14 protein-coding genes and 1 tRNA gene are annotated in these 18,405 nt (G+C 56.0%); 9 read left to right on the plus strand and 6 right to left on the minus strand.

All coding sequences use genetic code 11. The features are described 5' to 3' along the window. Positions 1-332: 332 nt before the first annotated feature. The gene (locus ACZ9IL_RS02980) at positions 333-1,328 is read left to right on the plus strand and encodes a sulfate ABC transporter substrate-binding protein (RefSeq protein WP_476002166.1); all 996 of its coding nucleotides are present in this window, start codon (positions 333-335) and stop codon (positions 1,326-1,328) included. Positions 1,329-1,580: 252 nt separating this feature from the next. On the opposite strand, the gene ACZ9IL_RS02985 is transcribed toward ACZ9IL_RS02980, so the two are convergent. Both ACZ9IL_RS02985 and ACZ9IL_RS02990 read right to left on the minus strand, forming a co-directional pair. Then, positions 1,581-1,656, minus strand: a tRNA-Thr gene (locus ACZ9IL_RS02985). 86 nt (positions 1,657-1,742) lie between these two features. After that, positions 1,743-2,483: a PHP domain-containing protein gene (locus ACZ9IL_RS02990; RefSeq protein WP_476002167.1), complete on the minus strand. Its 741-nt coding sequence runs from the start codon at positions 2,481-2,483 to the stop codon at positions 1,743-1,745. A gap of 458 nt (positions 2,484-2,941) precedes the next feature. Here ACZ9IL_RS02990 and psrA point away from each other — a divergent pair, with 458 nt between their 5' ends. Together psrA and ACZ9IL_RS03000 are read left to right on the plus strand one after the other, a co-directional pair. Next, positions 2,942-3,595, plus strand: coding sequence for a TetR family transcriptional repressor PsrA (gene psrA, locus ACZ9IL_RS02995; protein ID WP_476002168.1), 654 nt, complete (start codon positions 2,942-2,944; stop codon positions 3,593-3,595). A gap of 47 nt (positions 3,596-3,642) precedes the next feature. After that, positions 3,643-5,967 carry an acyl-CoA dehydrogenase gene (locus tag ACZ9IL_RS03000; protein ID WP_476002169.1) on the plus strand — a complete coding sequence of 775 codons (2,325 nt, stop codon included), beginning with the start codon at positions 3,643-3,645 and terminating at the stop codon, positions 5,965-5,967. 182 nt (positions 5,968-6,149) lie between these two features. On the opposite strand, the gene pyk is transcribed toward ACZ9IL_RS03000, so the two are convergent. After that, the gene (gene pyk / locus ACZ9IL_RS03005) at positions 6,150-7,589 is read right to left on the minus strand and encodes a pyruvate kinase (protein ID WP_476002170.1); all 1,440 of its coding nucleotides are present in this window, start codon (positions 7,587-7,589) and stop codon (positions 6,150-6,152) included. A 162-nt stretch (positions 7,590-7,751) separates the two neighbouring features. Then, a complete protein-coding gene (locus ACZ9IL_RS03010; protein ID WP_170176012.1) occupies positions 7,752-8,606 on the minus strand; it encodes a MurR/RpiR family transcriptional regulator in 855 nt (284 codons plus the stop codon). 348 nt (positions 8,607-8,954) lie between these two features. On the opposite strand from ACZ9IL_RS03010, the gene glk reads away from it, so the two are divergent. Beyond that, on the plus strand, positions 8,955-9,923 hold the full coding sequence (glk, locus tag ACZ9IL_RS03015) for a glucokinase (RefSeq protein ID WP_476002171.1): 969 nt from the start codon (positions 8,955-8,957) through the stop codon (positions 9,921-9,923). A 572-nt stretch (positions 9,924-10,495) separates the two neighbouring features. On the opposite strand, the gene ACZ9IL_RS03020 is transcribed toward glk, so the two are convergent. Further along, a complete protein-coding gene (locus ACZ9IL_RS03020; RefSeq protein WP_476002172.1) occupies positions 10,496-11,866 on the minus strand; it encodes an ATP-binding protein in 1,371 nt (456 codons plus the stop codon). Positions 11,867-11,885: 19 nt separating this feature from the next. Continuing rightward, positions 11,886-12,560, minus strand: a complete 675-nt coding sequence (locus ACZ9IL_RS03025) for a response regulator transcription factor (protein WP_476002173.1) — start codon at positions 12,558-12,560, stop codon at positions 11,886-11,888. Positions 12,561-13,344: 784 nt separating this feature from the next. On the opposite strand from ACZ9IL_RS03025, the gene rfbB reads away from it, so the two are divergent. The 5 genes from rfbB to ACZ9IL_RS03050 all read left to right on the plus strand — a co-directional run bounded on the left by rfbB (position 13,345) and on the right by ACZ9IL_RS03050 (position 18,397). Continuing rightward, on the plus strand, positions 13,345-14,430 hold the full coding sequence (gene rfbB / locus ACZ9IL_RS03030) for a dTDP-glucose 4,6-dehydratase (protein WP_476002174.1): 1,086 nt from the start codon (positions 13,345-13,347) through the stop codon (positions 14,428-14,430). Beyond that, positions 14,430-15,317 (plus strand): dTDP-4-dehydrorhamnose reductase, encoded by an 888-nt coding sequence (rfbD, locus tag ACZ9IL_RS03035; RefSeq protein WP_476002175.1) that lies wholly within the window; start codon positions 14,430-14,432, stop codon positions 15,315-15,317. The genes rfbB and rfbD overlap by 1 nt, the downstream gene beginning before the upstream one ends. A 123-nt stretch (positions 15,318-15,440) precedes the next feature. Next, the gene (gene rfbA / locus ACZ9IL_RS03040; protein ID WP_476002176.1) at positions 15,441-16,319 is read left to right on the plus strand and encodes a glucose-1-phosphate thymidylyltransferase RfbA; all 879 of its coding nucleotides are present in this window, start codon (positions 15,441-15,443) and stop codon (positions 16,317-16,319) included. 99 nt (positions 16,320-16,418) lie between these two features. Further along, entirely contained in the window at positions 16,419-16,967 is a 549-nt protein-coding gene (gene rfbC, locus ACZ9IL_RS03045) for a dTDP-4-dehydrorhamnose 3,5-epimerase (RefSeq protein WP_476002177.1), read from the plus strand. After that, complete coding sequence (locus tag ACZ9IL_RS03050) at positions 16,967-18,397, plus strand: lipopolysaccharide biosynthesis protein (protein WP_476002178.1); 1,431 nt, start codon at positions 16,967-16,969, stop codon at positions 18,395-18,397. Before rfbC ends, ACZ9IL_RS03050 begins: the two co-directional genes overlap by 1 nt. Positions 18,398-18,405 lie beyond the last annotated feature (8 nt).

Raw genomic sequence — 18,405 nt, forward strand, 5'->3', positions numbered from 1 at the left:
CAGCTGCTGACATAGTGACAGCAACAGGGCGAACCACTGGGTTCGTCCTGTTTTTATATGTGATGACACCAACCCATATGGGATGGTTAGATATTTACTCGCCAAACATGGGATCAGCCAGCACAAGCGCAACCTATAATATGCATCGGCCTCTCCTGTCTTCATCTGGCTGCGAAAACCGGTAGCCTAATCACTGCCACCATCCATCTCATCCACTGAACCCAGCCAGAGTCATGCCACAAATTGCATAAGCTACGAACTTATTATTCTTTCAAAGAATAATTGAGGGAATCATATAGTTGGTTACTCGACTCTCATTCCAAGGATGTGCAATGAAACGACTACTGCCGGCTACCCTGCTCGCCGCAGGCCTGGCCCTCGCCCCACTGGCCCAGGCTGCCACCCTGCTCAACGCTTCCTACGACGTGATGCGTGACTTCTACAAGGACTACAACGCAGCCTTCCAGAAACACTGGCAGGCAGAAGGCGGTCAGCCGCTGCAGATCAATATGTCCCACGGCGGTTCGAGCAAGCAGGCGCGGGCCGTCATCGAGGGCCTGCCCGCCGACGTGATCACCATGAACATGGCCACCGACATCAACGCCCTCGCCGAACATGGCGGCCTGGTACCGAAAGAGTGGGCGGCTCGCCTGCCGGACAACAGCGCGCCCTTCACCTCGGCCACAGTGTTCATTGTGCGCAAGGGCAACCCCAAGGGCCTGAAGGACTGGCCCGATCTGCTCAAGGATGGCGTGCAGGTGATAGTGCCCAACCCCAAGACCTCGGGTAACGGCCGCTATACCTATCTGTCGGCCTGGGGCTATGTACTGGAGAAGGGTGGCGATGAGAAGGCGGCCAAGGAGTTCGTCGGCAAGCTGTTCAAGCAAGTCCCTGTGCTCGATACCGGTGGCCGCGCCGCCACCACCACTTTCATCCAGAACCGGATAGGCGACGTGCTGATCACCTTCGAGAACGAAGCCGAGATGATCGCCCGCGAGTTCGGCCGTGGCAACTTCGAGGTGGTCTACCCGAGCGTCACCGCCGTGGCCGAACTCCCGGTGGCGGTGGTGGACAAGGTCGTCGACAAGCAGGGCACTCGCAAGGAGGCCGAGGCCTATCTGAAGTACTTGTGGTCTGACGAAGGCCAGCGCATCGCCGCCAACAACTACCTGCGCCCGCGCAACCCGGCGATCCTCGCAGAATTCGCCGACCGCTTCCCGCAAGTCACCTTCCTCAACGTGGTGAAGACCTTCGGTGAGTGGCCTGCTATCCAGAGTACTCACTTCAAGGAAGGTGGGGTGTTCGACCAGGTCTATGCGGTGCAGTAAGAGGCGTCTTGGATGAAAACATCCCGGCCAGGTGCCGTTATGCTGAGGTCCCTCACCTGTGGGGCCTCCACTCCTTGATCGTCATAGGTTCCGGTTGGCTTGTCAGGGATCCCATGGAAGAGCGGGCCATGGCAGGCATGTGAAGGATGTAGGTTGGGCGCTAGCGTTGTGAATCTGGGGTCCTTGGTGGGCCTCAAATGACAAAAGGCACAAAGGGTTAGCTTCTAACTGAAGCTAACCCTTTGTGTTATCTGGTGCCGGTAAGAGGAGTCGAACCCCCGACCTTCGCATTACGAATGCGCTGCTCTACCAACTGAGCTATACCGGCGTGGGACTAGATTCCCGAAAATAACGGGGCAAGTCAATGAGTCTGAATCGGTTTTATGAATCAGCTCATGGGGTTACAGGTGCAAGTCAGAGACCGACAAATTCCGGGATGTGGGCGCGGCCTCGGCTCTCGAGAAACTCGAGCAGGGCGCGGGGGGAGCGCGCCAGGATCCGCTCCTCGGGGAAGCCGGCCTCCGTCACCAGCCGGTGGCAGTGCTCGAAATCCCCCAGGCTGAAGGCCACGTGGGAGTCGGAGCCGAAGGTGAGGTAGGCACCCAGATCGCGCGCCGCCTCGACGATGGCACGGCAGTTGCCCTCACTGCCGGGGCGAGAGTGGCTGAACGAGGAGTTGTTGATCTCCAGCGCCACCCGATATTCGGCGGCGGCCTTGACCACCGCCTGGATGTCGATGGGGAAGGCGGGGTTGCCGGGGTGGCTTATCATGTCGACCCGGCCGCTCTTGATGGCGTTGATCATGGCCTGGGTGTGGGTAGCTTGATCGCAGGGCGGGAACACCGGCTCATGGAAGCCGGCCATGATCATGTCGAGCCGCGATTCATAGCGTTCGGGGAAGTCGATCTCACCGGCGATGTTCTTGATGTTGGCCTCGATGCCACGCAGGATGCCGACCCCGTCGACCACCCTGGGCAGCACATGCAGATTGACGAAATGCCAGAAGTGGGGGGCATCGGCCATGTCGGGGCCGTGATCCGTGGTGGCGAACAGCTTGATCCCTTTCGCCCTGGCGATGGGCAGGTAGTCATGAATGGTGCTGTAGGCGTGGGTGCTGGCGACGGTGTGCGTGTGGGTATCGACCGTATACTTCATCTTCTCTCCCCTCTGGCATGAGGCGCCAGCATAGCAAGATTGGCGAGAGCGGGCCATGTTGCGGCTTGCCATACTTTGTCACAAATCAGGGGACGCCTGACAAAGTCTGGCCATCTTTACCTGTCAACATGAGCCTATCGATGCAAGCCTGAACACCCATCGAGGGGTTGGAACTGGATGATCCGACCCGATTTCCCCACCGTCGCTCCCTGCGGCGGTTTTTTTTTCGCGCGCTTGCCCACGAGCGGACAAAAAAATGCCCAACTAGCATGGTGCAGGTTGGGCGAGACTTAATGTTTAATTGCAGTGGCATAGATATAGAGTCCCGCTGGTCGACTAAGTTCCCACCTCATTCCCCTTTTTGATTAAAAACAATTCACCAACACTCGTTCACATTCTCTTGACATGTCTGGGCGTGAAACGTACTTTTTAAACATTCGTTTTAAGTGAGGTGTCCTGTGAGTAAAGTCGATACCAAAAACCGTATTCTCGATGCCGCCGAGGTGCTGTTTGCCGAGCGGGGGTTTGCCGATACCTCTTTGCGTCTGATCACCAGCGAGGCCGACGTCAACCTGGCCTCGGTCAACTATCACTTCGGCTCCAAGAAAGAGCTGATTCAGGCGGTGCTCGATCGCTATCTGAGCCTGTTTATGCCGGCGCTCGACGCGCGTCTGCATTCCCTGATGGTACAGGAGCAATTGACCTTGCTGCAGGTGTTCGAAAGCTTCGTCGACCCGCTGATGAAGCTGGTGGAGGTGCGTACCAACGGGCCTGCGCTCTTCATGCAGCTGCTGGGGCGTGGCTACATCGACAGCCAGGGCCATTTGCGCCGTTTCATCACCACCCACTACGGCGCGACCCTGCAGCGGATCACCCAGGCGATTTCCAAGGCCAACCCGTCGCTGTCGCCGGCGGACCTGTTCTGGCGCTTGCACTTCACCCTGGGCACCGTCGTGTTCACCATGGCCTCCGCCGATGCGCTGCGCGACATCGCCCAGGCCGACTTTGGCCAGCAGCTCGATGTGGAAGGGCTGGTGCGCAACGTTATTCCTTATCTGGCGTCCGGTGTCGGCGCGCCCGTGGAGTCGACCAGGCTGTCCCTGGCCGTGTAATTGCTAACAATAATCAACGGAAACAGTGAAATAGAAGGAACTTGAGTATGATCACATTGCTTATCCTGCTGGTGCTGGCGATAGCCGTCGTGCTCGGCGTGCCCTCCATCCGTAAAAAGGTGGTTACCCGCCCGGTGTTTGGCATCTTCAAGAAGATCTTGCCGCCGCTGTCGGCCACCGAACGGGAGGCCATGGAGGCCGGCTCCGTCTGGTGGGATGGCGAGCTGTTCCGCGGCAACCCCGACTGGAAAAAACTGCATGGCTACGGCAAGGCGACCCTGAGCGCCGAGGAACAGGCCTTCATCGACAATCAGGTCGAGACCCTGCTCGCCATGGTGGACGACTTCAAGATCGTCAACGAGACCAAGGATCTGCCGGAGCCGGTGTGGGACTATCTGAAGAAGGAAGGCTTCTTCGCCCTGATCATCCCGAAATCTTACGGCGGCCGCGAATTCTCGGCGATTGCCAACTCCACCATCGTCACCCGCATCGCCACCAAGAGCCTGAGCGTGGCGGTCACCGTCATGGTGCCGAACTCCTTGGGCCCGGGCGAACTGCTGATGCACTACGGCACCCAGGCCCAGAAGGATTTCTGGCTGCCGGGTCTGGCCAATGGCAAGGAAGTGCCCTGTTTCGCCCTGACCGGTCCCGAGGCGGGCTCCGACGCGGGTGCGATTCCGGACAAGGGGATCGTCTGCAAGGGTCTGTACAAGGGTGAAGAGGTGCTTGGCATCCGCCTGAACTGGAACAAGCGCTACATCACCCTGGCGCCGCGGGCCACCGTGCTGGGGCTGGCGTTCAAGATGTATGATCCGGAGAAGCTGCTGGGTGACAAGGAAGAGCTCGGTATCACCTGTGCCCTGATCCCGACCAGCCACCCGGGTGTACGGGTTGGCGATCGCCACTACCCCATGGGGCTGGCGTTTCTGAACGGCCCCACCTATGGCAAGGATGTGTTCATTCCGCTGGATTGGATCATCGGTGGTCCGGAGTATGCCGGTCGCGGCTGGCGCATGCTGGTCGAATGTCTGTCCGCCGGTCGCGGCATCTCGTTGCCTGCGCTCGGTACCGCCTGTGGTCACATGACGAGCCGCACCGTGAGTGCCTACTCCTATGTGCGCAAGCAATTTGGCATGTCCATCGGCAAGTTCGAAGGGGTGCAAGAGGCGCTGGCCCGTATCGGTGGCCTGACGTATCAGCTGGAAGGGGCCCGTCGCATGACGGCCGGTTCGCTGGATTTGGGTCAGGCTCCGGCCATCGTCACCGCGATTTCCAAGTACCACATGACCGAAATGGCGCGTCAGGTCATGGATGACTCCATGGACATCCATGCCGGCCGTGCCATCCAGCTAGGTCCGAAGAACTACACCGGTTACGCCTACATGGGCATTCCGGTGGCCATCACGGTGGAAGGGGCCAACATTCTGACCCGTAACCTGATGATCTTCGGCCAGGGAGCGACCCGTTGCCACCCTTACGTGTTCGCCGAGCTGGAAGCGGCAGCCGACACCGACGTGGAGCGCGGTCTCGAGAAATTCGACGCCCTGCTGATGAAACACATCGCCTTCGGTACCGGCAACTTCTTCGGCGCCCTGTTCCAGGGGCTGACCCTGGGCCAGTTCAACGGCTCCCCGGTGAACGGCGAGACGGCCCGTTACTACAAGCAGCTGTCGCGCATGAGCAAGGGGCTGGCGCTCTGTGCTGATGTTTCCATGCTGATGCTGGGTGGCGATCTCAAGCGCAAGGAGATGATCTCCGCCCGCCTGGGCGACGTGCTGAGCCACCTGTACCTGGCGTCTTCCACCCTCAAGCACTACGAAGATCAGGGCCGCATGGTTTCCGATCTGCCGTTCGTGCAGTATGCGGTGGAGCGCAACCTCTATCTGATTGGCAAGGCGTTCGAGGGCTTCTTCCAGAACTTCCCGAACAAGCTGGCCGGTGCCGTGCTCAAGCGGGTGGTGTTCCCGTTCGGCGTCGGTTACAAGATGCCGACCGACGATCGCTGCCACGCCATCTGCCTGGCCATGATGACCCCTGGCGAGTTCCGCGACCGTCTGACCGCCCTGTGCTATGTGGGCAAGGATGATGCGGATCCGGTTGGCCTGATGGAGCGTGCCTTCCAGGCCATGGTGGCGGTGCAGCCCATCGAGAAGAAGCTGGTACAGGCCCAGAAAGAGGGCAAGTTGCCGCGCAAGATGGCGCTGCCCGAGCTGGTCGCCGCCGCCTTGTCCCAATCCATCCTCAGCCAGGATGAGGCCGGAAAGCTGTTGGCTGCCGACGCTCTGCGCTACGAAGCCATTCAGGTGGACAACTTCGCCCCGGGCGAGCTGGAGGGGGTGTCCCAACCCGCCCCGGCGGTGCATGCCGCTTAAGCCTGACATCAAGAGCTCAACATGAATCGAAAACCGGCCCAAGTGGCCGGTTTTTTTATTGGTATATCAAAGGAAGGGATAAAGAAGGCTTTGGGTGGTCAGGGACGCCGGTGATAGCGTCAGTATTCACCATCACAAAACGGCTCCCGTGGGAGCCGTTTTCGTCGATGTGAAGCCGGGAGTTACTCGACCATCATCACCTTGCAGGTGTTGGTACTGCCCACGGTTTCCATTTTGTCGCCATGAGTCAGCAGCACCATGTCGCCGCTCTGGACCAAGCCTTTGGCCTTGAGCGCGTCCAGCGCCTCGCGGCAGACCTCGTAGACCGGCTTGGTCTCGTCGCCGTCAAACAGCACGGGGGTGACGCCACGGTAGAGATTGGTCCAGGCCAGGGTCTTGTTGTGAGGAGACATGGCGAAGATCGGCAAACCTGAGCTGATGCGGGACATCAGCAGCGGAGTGGTGCCGGATTCGGTCAGCGCCACGATCGCCTTGACCCCTTCCAGGTGGTTGGCGGCGTACATGGTGGACATGGCCACGGCTTCTTCCACCGAGGTGAAGGTGTAGTTCATGCGGTGGTTGGAGACGTTCAGGCTCGGGTGCTTCTCGGCGCCCACGCAGACGCTGGCCATGGAGGTCACCGTCTCGATGGGGAACTGACCGGCAGCGGTTTCGGCGGAGAGCATCACCGCATCGGTACCATCCAGCACGGCGTTGGCCACGTCCATCACCTCGGCGCGGGTCGGCAGCGGGGCATTGATCATGGACTCCATCATCTGGGTCGCGGTGATGACGACACGGTTCAGACGACGGGAGTGACGGATCAGCTTCTTCTGCACGCCGACCAGCTCGGGATCGCCGATCTCGACGCCGAGATCCCCACGAGCCACCATGACGGCATCGGAGCCGAGGATGATGTCTTCCATCGCCTCGTCGCTGGCGACGGTCTCGGCGCGCTCGACCTTGGCCACTATCTTGGCGTTGGAGCCGGCTTCGCGGGCCAGTTCACGGGCGTAGCGCAGATCGTCGCCGTTGCGGGGGAAGGAGACGGCCAGGTAGTCCACGTTCATGCGGGCGGCGGTCTTGATGTCTTCCTTGTCCTTCTCGGTCAGGGCCGGGGCGGAGAGACCGCCGCCTTTCTTGTTGATGCCCTTGTTGTTGGAGAGCGGACCGGCCACGGTGACCGTGGTGTGAATGCGGGTACCTTCGACCTGTTCGACTTTCAGCTGTACCCGACCGTCGTCCAGCAGCAGGATGTCGCCGGACACCACGTCGTTTGGCAGGCTCTTGTAATCGATACCAACCTGTTCCTGACAGCCTTCGCCCTTGCCGAGGGCAGCGTCGAGAATGAACTTGTCACCGATGGCCAGGTAGATCTTGCCGTCCTTGAAGGTGGATACACGGATCTTGGGGCCTTGCAGATCGCCCATGATGGCGACGTGGCGGCCGAGCTTGGCGGCGATTTCACGCACCTGGTTGGCGCGCAGGATATGATCTTCAGGAGTGCCGTGAGAGAAGTTCATCCGCACCATGTCGGCACCGGCGCGGATGATCCCCTCGAGGATGCCGTCGCGATCGGTCGCCGGACCGAGTGTGGTTACAATCTTTGTACGTCTTGGCATGAAAGACTCCGATATGAAGTTGATATGACTTGAAATACTGCCCCGTCAAGCGCGTGGGATTGGCGCCCGCTTGTAGGCCATCTGGGTGGCCTTATGTTATTAAATTACAATACTACACCAAGCCAAGTGGCATAGACAGTCGGGGGACTGGCCCCCGGCAGGTCAGGAATTGTGTGGGGTATCGAAGCGGGATTCGCGCAAACCTTCTTTGACTTTCTTCAGGTTTTCGCGAAATTTCATGCCACGGCGCAGGGTAAAACCGGTCGCCAGTACATCCACCAGCGCCAGCTGGGCGATGCGGGAGGCCATCGGCATGTAGACGTCGGTGTCTTCTGGCACATCCATGGAGAGCACCAGGTTGCATTCGCGTGCCAGCGGGGAATCCTTGGCGGTCATGCCGATCACGGTGGCATCGTTTTCACGGGCCAGCGCGGCGATCTCGACCAGCGCCTTGGTGCGGCCGGTGTGGGAGATGAGCACTACCACATCTCCCTCGCTGCTGTTGATGCAGCTCATGCGCATCATGACGATGTCCTCGAAGCTCACCACCGGGATGTTGAAGCGGAAGAACTTGTTCTGGGCATCGCGGGCCACGGCCGAAGAGGCGCCGAGGCCGAAGAAGCTGATCTTCTTGGATTGGGTCAGGATATCGACGCAACGATTGATGGCGGAGATGTCCAGACTGTTCTTGGCGGCATCCAGACAGGCCATGGTCGATTCGAAGATCTTGGCGGTGTAGGTGTCGGGGCCGTCTTCGGCTTCCACGTGGCGATTCACATAAGGCGTGCCATTGGCCAGGCTCTGGGCCAGGTGCAGTTTGAAGTCGGGGAAGCCTTTGGTATCGAGGCGGCGGCAGAAGCGATTGACGGTCGGTTCGCTGACGTCGGCCATCTTGGCGAGGGTGGCAATACTGGAGTGAATGGCGGTCTGGGGCGACGCCAGGATCACTTCAGCCACCTTACGCTCTGATTTACTAAAACTTTCCAAATTGTTCGTAATTTTATCAAGGGTATTCATCATTACCACCAAGCATTTTTGTAATTTAACTTCAGTGTCTGTGCACTAAGTTCACAGCTCAAGCAGGTTTCCAATCAACTTGATGACTATACAAGACAAGCGCTTATCGGAACTAACCTCGACCCCATAAAGTATGACTCATGTCTAATTATTTCGTATTTTTGGTTACAAACTTCCATTTGCCCTCTGAAAACGCTTACAAATGTTGCAAAGCAACAACACTGTGAGCGGGCGCACAGTTGCACCCATCAAACGCGCGGCCGGGTCCTGGGCTCGGGTAGAATCGCTGCCAAATAATAATGTCGGGACGGTAAGGGCCGCCCCGAGTCGGTAACGAAGGAGTTTGTTATGCAGCATACCCATGCGCTGGTCGGCGACGTCGGCGGCACCAATGCTCGGCTGGCCCTCTGTGAGTTGGCAAGCGGCGCCATTTCCCAGGCAAAGACCTATTCCGGCCTGGCTCATCCCAGCCTGGAAGCCGTGGTGCGCCTCTATCTGGAGGAACACAAAACCGAGGTGAGCGAGGCCTGCATCGCCATCGCCTGCCCGATCAACGGCGACTGGGTCGCCATGACCAACCACAGCTGGGAGTTCTCCATCCGTGAGATGCAGGCCAAGCTGGGCCTGACCCGGCTGCAAGTCATCAACGACTTCACCGCCGTTTCCATGGCGGTACCCGTGCTGGGTGAGGCCGACCGCATCCAGCTTGGCGGCGCCGCCCCGGTGGCGGGCAAACCCATCGCCGTCTATGGGGCCGGCACCGGCCTTGGGGTCGCTCATCTGGTACAGGCCGGCGATCTGTGGCTGAGCCTGCCAGGGGAGGGCGGTCACGTGGATTTCGCTGCCAACAGCGAGGAAGAAGATGCCGTACTGCAGGTGATGCGTGCCGAGCTCGGCCATGTCTCGGCGGAGCGGCTGCTCTCCGGTCCGGGTCTCGTCAACATCTACCGCGGTCTGGTGAAGTCCGATGGCCGCGAGCCTGAGCCGTTCGCCCCCAAGGACATCACCGAGCGGGCGCTGACGGGCTCTTGCCTCGATTGCCGCCGCACCCTCAGCCTGTTCTGCGTGTTGATGGGGCGGTTTGCCGGCAATCTGGCGCTCAATATGGGCACCTTTGGTGGCGTGTACATCGCTGGCGGCATAGTGCCGCGCTTCCAGGAGTTTTTCCTCGGCTCGGGCTTTCGGGTCGCTTTCGAGGACAAGGGGCGCTTCAAGCCCTACCTGAAAGATATCCCCGTGTACCTCATCACTCATGAGGGCCCGGGCCTGCTCGGTGCCGGCGCCTACCTGCGTCAATCTCTCGGGATCCTGCTCTGAAAAATGGGTAAGGAAACGATTTCATCGTGGTTCAGTCCCGATTCAGTGACCATGGGGTAAAGTGAACTCACGTACTCAAGAGGACAGGGCTTCATAAGGAATTGGAACCGGTCTTCATCCGCTGGGTGCGATTGTCACCTGACAAGCCTGAACTGTTTCACCGGCCCTCGCGGCCGGTTTTTTTATCTATTTTTTGCACGTTTTGCCGTGCAGTTCTCCTCCAAATATCGCCTCCCATCCCGATATTGAGAGGTTGTTCCCTCGACGGTTGCATCCAGCCGCCGATGATCCCGGCCGTCATCTTGCGTGAAGACACGTCAACCTGCTGATGCATAAGTGCATAAGTGCATAAGTGCATAAGGCCTCGCTATTGCGGGCGCTGCCAATATGCAGTGTGGAGAGGGTTGATGGGAGGCGTTGGCAACGAACAGATATGGCTGTCCGTCAGCTTGAGGCGGCGGGACGAGTGACAAGAGATTGGTGGCGATCACAAAGGCTGGGCAGAGAAACATGGGCCCAGAGGTAGAATATCTTGGGTACCCGCCCGGACCCGTCGGGCGAGTACCCAAGTATCAGGGAAGGGTCATCTGGAAGCGGGCGCCGCCGAGGGGGGACTCATCCACCCGAATGTCACCGCCATAGCTGTGCACGATTTCGGTCACCACCGCGAGGCCGATACCCTGACCGGAGGAGCTGTCGGCTCGCACCCCGCGCTGGAAGATCTGCTCTGATTTGCCGGGCGCGATGCCGGGACCGTCGTCCTCTATCAGGATCAGCAGGCCGCTGCCTTGATGGCGCACCTGCACCTGGATTTCGCTGATGGCAAACTTGCAGGCGTTGTCGAGCAGGTTACCCATCAGCTCCATCAGATCGCCCTGTTCGCCGTGAAAGAAGACATCGTCATCAAATTGGAAGCCGGTTTGCAGCTTCTTGTGGCGATAGACCTTGGCGAGGCTTGCCAGCAGTTTCTCGATAAGGGGAACAGGTTCGGTGCCCTTGCTGGCGAGACGCTTGCGTCCGGTGACGGCGCGGCGCAGCTGGTACTGAATGATCTGATCCATGGTGGTGATCTGTTCACTGATGTTGTCATGGATGTCATGACCGAGTTTGAGCTCCTGCGCCGTGATCTGGATGAGGGCGAGGCGGGTTTTCAGGCTGTGGGCCAGATCATTCAGTGCATGCTGGTAACGTTGGGTCTGCTGGCGTTCGTTCTCCAGCAACTGGTTGACCGACTCGGTCAATGGCGTCAACTCGCGCTCGTAGTCGTCGGAGAGAGCCTCACGCTTGCCGGCCCTGATCTCGTCTATCTGCCGCGCCATGGTACGCAGGGAGGAGAGGCTCCAGAAGCTGGTCAGCAGCAGCAGGGCGCCGAGCAGGCAATAGGAGAGCAGCGCCTGACGAATGCATTGATAGAGATATTCCCGGGTCTGGTCTTGGTAGCTCTTGGCGGAGTCCACCATCACCACGTAATAGGTGGTGGGGCCGTCGCCGTGATTGCGCAGGAAACGCAGGCTGTAGATGAAGTAGCTATCGCCGGTCTTGATGGTATGCAGTTTGAAGAAATAGTCCTGATCCAGCCCACCCAGATGCTTCATCAGATCCCGGCAGATGGTGCCCTTGGCCGAGATCACCTCCGGCATGTGCAGGCTGGACCAGCTCAGCTCCCCGTCGGCCCGGCAGATCAGGGTATCGAGGTTGGGGTCGATGGCATCCGGGGTGATGTTGCCAAGATCGGTGATGGCATGGGGATCCGGTTGCTTTGAGGAGAACAGCTTGGAGAGGTTCTCCTGCATGCGGGTGCTGGCCTTCTGGGCCTGCTCCTCGGCGTGGCCGAGGTAGAGGATATAGACAGAGAAGGTCATGATGATCGCGATGACCAACATGGCGCTCAGCATCAGCTTGAGGTGGAGAGAGCGGCGGATCAGATACATGGGGCTTTTCATGGTCGTTATCGCGGTAGCTTCAACTGCATGAAAGATTGAATATATAACCCTGACGGCGAATGGTGGAGATGGGGGATATCAATCCTTCCGGGTCCAGTTTCTTGCGCAGCCGGCTCACCATGACTTCGATGGTATTCGGATCCCCTTCACCATCGCCGTAGAGCTGATCCAGCAGTTGCTGCTTAGAGACCACCTGACGGGCGTTGCGCATCAGATATTCCAGGATGAGATACTCGAAGCTGGTGAGCACGGTGACTTCGCCAGCAATAGTCAGCTCCTTGCGGGACAGATCGAGTTCGTAGTCACCGGCTTTTACCTTGGGTGAAATAAAGCCGGCACTGCGACGCACCAGGGCGTTGAGACGGGCAAGCAGCTCGTCTTTCTGGAACGGCTTGACCAGGTAATCATCGGCACCGGCTTCCAGTCCTTCCACCTTGTCCTGCCAGCTGCCACGAGCGGTCAACACTATGATGGGGAAGGGGATCTGCTGCTCTCTCAGTTGGCTGATGAGCTGCAGGCCGTCCATGTCCGGCAGGCCGAGATCGATAATGGCGACATCGATGGGATAGTCGCGAGCATAGTGCAGCGCGACCAAGGCGCTATCCGTGCTATGGACCTGATTCTGGGCCTCGGTCAACAGCGTGGTGAGATGGTGATTGAGCAGCTTGTCGTCTTCGACCAAAAGGATTTTCATAAGATGCATGATGATGAGGGTCCAGGCTGTCAATTAGAGGGTGTATGGGGAGGAGAGTCAATGTGGATCCTACACAGATCCCCCTGTATCGAGACTGAATCGCATATTCCTTTATTCTCAGCATGTTCCCTTGTGTAAATACGATGGCCAAAGGGTGTCCGTCTGGCTGATGTGCTAGGCGAAAATCCAATGTCGTTGGCCTCTGCTCCGTCTTCCTATGGGGAGCTTTGCGACGATTATGATCGCACCGACAGGGGCTGAACACGTGCTTTGGGCTCCAACGCTACAAGTTACTATTGTTCAGAAAATATTCTTGAACACATAAGCAAACGACACCATTATCTATAACTAGTTAAAATAAAAAGGTTTTCTTTATAGTCTGCTAAGTTTATTCAGGTACGGTTGGGAACAGTTTCATTGTTGGGACCAGAAAGAGTCCATCTTTGATGGGGGCTTTCCTATGTTTTGACTGTTCATCCTCGGGGGAAGCGGGATAGAATCAGGCGCGAGTCGGGTTTAGGGCTTCAACAGCCCAAGATGTGAACAATGCATGCTCTCGGAATACTCAGATGTGCAACGTGATTTGACACCATTGTTATGCATCAACCAATACAAGAAGCTGGAGGATATGATGACCAACAGCGCGCACAATCAGGTTAAAAACAGCATATTGGGAGCTGTAACTCAGGGGCGGTAGCCTGCATTTTTGTTATTTTCTGGACTATCTAATTTTTCTGTATTTCTTCTCCATTGTTCAATTCTGTTTTGTAGAGTACTTACCTATATGAAAATCCTTGTAACTGGTGGTGCCGGTTTTATCGGCTCGGCCGTTGTTCGTCATATCATCCGTGATACCCAAGACTCAGTGGTCAATCTCGACAAGCTGACCTATGCGGGCAACCTGGAATCCCTGGCTGAGGTCTCAGGCAGCGATCGCTATGCGTTCGAGCAGGTAGATATCTGCAACCGCGCCGAGCTGGATCGGGTCTTTGCCGCCCACCAACCCGATGCCGTGATGCACCTGGCGGCCGAGAGCCACGTCGATCGCTCCATCACCGGACCTGCCGATTTCATCGAAACCAATATCGTCGGCACTTACATGTTGCTGGAAGCCGCCCGTGCCTATTGGAACGTGCTGGATGAGATGCGCAAGGCGGCCTTCCGCTTCCATCATATCTCCACTGACGAGGTATATGGCGACCTGCCCCATCCCGATGAAGCCGCTCCTGGTGAGGCGCTGCCGCTCTTTACCGAAACGACCCCTTATGCGCCCAGCAGTCCCTATTCCGCCTCCAAGGCATCGAGCGACCATCTGGTCCGCGCCTGGCGCCGTACCTATGGCCTGCCGACTGTGGTCACCAATTGCTCCAACAACTACGGCCCCTATCACTTCCCCGAGAAACTGATCCCGCTGGTGATCCTCAACGCCCTAGATGGCAAGCCGTTGCCGGTCTATGGCAAGGGGGACCAGATCCGTGACTGGCTCTATGTGGAAGACCATGCCCGTGCACTCTATACCGTGGTCACCACGGGGGTGATGGGTGAGACCTATAACATCGGCGGTCACAACGAGAAGCAGAACCTGGAGGTGGTACACACCATCTGCGACCTGCTCGATGAGATGGTGCCGAAAGCAGGGTCCTATCGTGATCAAATCACCTATGTGACCGACCGCCCCGGTCACGACCGTCGTTATGCCATCGATGCCAGTAAGATGAGCGCCGAGCTGGATTGGCAACCACAAGAGACTTTCGAATCCGGCATCCGCAAAACCGTGCTGTGGTACTTGGAAAATCAGCAGTGGGTTGGCAACGTCAAGAGCGGGGCCTATCAGTCCTGGATCGAGCAAAACTACGGGGAGCGTGCCTGATGCATATCCTGTTGTTTGGCAAGAATGGTCAGGTAGGCTGGGAGTTGCAGCGCGCATTGGCCCCGCTGGGCCGCATTACCGCGGTGGATTTTGACTCCACCGACTATTGCGGCGATTTCAGCAACCCGGCTGGCGTGGCCGACACGGTTCGCCTGCTCAAGCCGGATGTGATTGTCAATGCCGCGGCTCACACCGCCGTCGACAAGGCGGAAAGCGAGCGGGAATTCGCCGAACTGCTCAACGCCACCAGCGTGGCTGCGATTGCCAAAGAAGCTGAGGCGTTGGGTGCCTGGCTGGTGCACTACTCCACCGATTACGTATTCGATGGCAGTGGCGAACGTCCTTGGGTCGAGAGCGATCAGACGGCACCGCTCAACGTCTATGGTGAGACCAAGCTGGCGGGCGAGCAGGCCGCTGCACTGTGTTCTCGGCACCTCATCTTCCGCACCAGTTGGGTCTATGCCGCCCGTGGTGCCAACTTCGCCAAGACCATGCTACGTGTTGGCAAGGAGCGCAGTGAAATGTCGGTCATCCATGATCAATTTGGCGCTCCGACCGGAGCCGAACTGCTGGCCGACTGCACCGCTCATGCGATCCGGACCGCGCAGCACAAACCCGAAGTGGCGGGGCTCTATCATCTGATCGCTTCTGGCACCACGACCTGGTTTGACTATGCCCAATTGGTCTTTGCCAAGGCACGGGACGCCGGTGTCGAGTTGGCGGTGACTCAGGTCAATGCCGTCCCGACCAGCGCCTTTCCGACACCGGCCAAGCGGCCGCACAACTCGCGACTCGACACCACCAAGTTTCAACGCACATTCAAGCTGGTTCTGCCGGACTGGACAGTCGGTGTCGAGCGGATGCTGACCGAGATCCTCGGTAAATAAAAAGATGGCAGCGGTGTGGGGATATGATGCCTCTCACCAACAGGGATAAAACGCAAAATGAGTGTTATGTAAGCGCACTCACTTTGATGGGTTACATCATTCAAAGATAAGAAATCAAGCTCTATGACTAAACGTAAAGGTATTATTCTGGCCGGCGGCTCTGGCACCCGTCTCTATCCTGTGACCATGGCTGTCAGCAAGCAGTTGTTGCCTATCTATGACAAGCCGATGATCTATTACCCGCTGAGCACCCTGATGCTGGCAGGTATTCGCGACATCCTTATCATCAGTACCCCGCAAGATACCCCCCGTTTTGAACAATTGCTGGGTGATGGTAGCCAATGGGGCCTGAGCCTTCAGTACAAGGTACAGCCGAGCCCGGATGGGTTGGCACAAGCCTTTATTCTGGGTGAAGAGTTTATCGGCGACGATGATTGTGCCCTGGTGCTGGGCGATAACATCTTTTACGGCCACGACTTGCAGAAGCAGCTGGAAGGCGCGGCGGCCAAAGCCAGTGGTGCGACCGTGTTTGCCTATCACGTGCATGACCCAGAGCGTTATGGTGTGGTGGAATTTGATAAACAGGGAACGGCAATGTCACTGGAAGAGAAGCCAGTGGAGCCCAAGAGCAACTATGCGGTGACCGGTCTCTATTTTTACGACAACAGCGTGGTCGAGATTGCCAAGAGCCTGAAGCCATCTCCCCGTGGCGAACTGGAAATTACTGATGTTAACCGTATCTACCTTGAACAAGGCAATCTGTCGGTGGCCATGATGGGTCGTGGTTATGCCTGGCTGGATACCGGCACTCACGAGAGCCTGATTGAGGCGAGCAACTTTATTCAAACAATCGAAACCCGCCAAGGGTTGAAAGTGTCATGTCCCGAAGAAATAGCCTACCGCCAGAAATTTATTGACGCCGAACAGATCCGGCAACTGGCTGCGCCACTTGCCAAGAATGCTTATGGTCAATATCTGCTGAAGATGGTGGCTAAAGCCTAAGTTTGGGAAATAGTGATTGGTGAACAGCGACGCGTACTATCGTATATTCCCTATTTTCTATCCCTCCACTGAAAAATTCCAAATTTTCTGGATTGAGCAATGAATGTAATCAAGACCAATATCCCGGATGTGCTAATTTTTGAGCCGAAAGTATTCGGTGATGAGCGAGGTTTCTTCTTTGAAAGCTTTAATCACAAATTATTTGAAGAGGCGGTTGGTTATTCTGTGACCTTCGTGCAGGACAATCATTCGAAATCTTCGAAAGGGGTATTACGTGGGCTGCACTACCAGTTACCACCTCATGCTCAGGGAAAGCTGGTGAGGTGTGTTGCTGGTGAAGTGTTCGATGTAGCAGTTGATATCAGAAAAAGCTCTCCAACATTTGGCCAATGGGTGGGTGTACATCTTTCCGGTGAAAACAAACGTCAGCTATGGCTCCCGGAAGGATTTGCTCATGGTTTTATTACGTTAACCGACACAGCTGAGTTCTTGTACAAGACAACTGATTATTATGCCTGCAACAGTGATCGCGGCATCAAGTGGAATGATGAAAGCATCGCTATCGAATGGCCAATCGTTGGATTACCACTAATTTTATCCGATAAAGATCAACGACAGCCTATTTTCACAATGGCCGAGTATCTCTAATGTCGGATTTGGCGACTAAGACTAGAAAAGGCTTACAGTGGAGTGCTATCGAGCGTATATTGACTCAAGGTATACAGCTTGGTCTGACTTTGTTGCTGGCTCGGTTACTCGGGCCAATCGCATTCGGTCTGATTGGCATGCTTGCGGTATTTATTGCCATAGCTAATGTCTTTGTCGATAGTGGCTTTACCTCGGCGTTGATCCGTAAAATTGATCGGACAGAGAGTGATCTTGTCACCGCTTTTTACTACAACATTATTATATCTATCCTTTGTTATCTCGTATTATATTTCGGTGCTCCTTATACTGCTGATTTTTATCAGCAGCCAGAATTGCCAGATTTATTACGAATATTGGGGCTGGCGGTATTGATCAATGCCTTTACCTTAATACCTCGAATGCAATTGACTGTAGCAATGGATTTCAAAACCCAAGCTAAGATTTCGGTCATCAGTGTATTGGTTAGCGGTTGCACTGCTATAGTGTTAGCGCTTAATGGTTATGGGGTGTGGGCATTAGTGGTACAAACCTTACTCAATACCATATGTAATCTAATTCTATTTAACGTATTTTCCCCTTGGCTGCCACGGGGAAAGGCTACTAAAGAATCATTTAACTACCTATTTTGTTTTGGTAGCAAGTTATTGTTCTCTGGTTTATTGGATGTGCTCTACAATAATCTTTACCTGATCATCATCGGCAAGAAATTCAGTCCTACGTTAGTAGGACAATTTACTCAAGCTAATCAGTTGGCTAGTGTACCAGCGATAACCCTAACCAGCATTATTCAACGGGTAACTTTCCCACTGTTTAGTCAGTTACAAGACAGTGCTGAGAATATGGAAAGCGTCTACCGCTTGACGTTGAAGATGGCTATTGTAGTTATTTTCCCATTAATTATTGGTTTAGGGCTTGTTGCTCAACCGCTACTAACTTCTCTACTGGGTGAGCAATGGCAGAGTGCCGCGAGTTTGCTCAGTGTATTGTGTGTGGGTTATATGCTCTATCCCGTTCATGCAATAAATCTAAATTTGCTGCAAGTCATGGGGCGTAGTGATCTTTTTTTAAAGCTAGAAGTGATTAAAAAAATCATTGGGATAGTTATTTTGCTGATCAGCATATCCTATGGTGTATTAGGTATGTGTATTGGTTTTACTCTTTCATCCTACTTTTCCTTATTGCTTAACACCTATTACACGGCAAAGCTCATTCGCATTAGTCAATGGCAGCAGTTTAAAGATTTAGCCCCTATCTGGTTAGCGGTTGTACTTTCTGCTCTGCTCGCTTATGTAATTGGACAACTCTGGCAAGTGCAACCTTGGTTGCAGATCGTAATTAATATCAGTGTTGGTACGCTTACTTATTTACTCTATTTAGTGTTAGCTCAAAAGGCGTTGCTATTGCAATTTCGTAGTGCTTTGCATCGCTAAATTATCTA

This window comes from Aeromonas sp. TECH754, assembly GCF_056279295.1.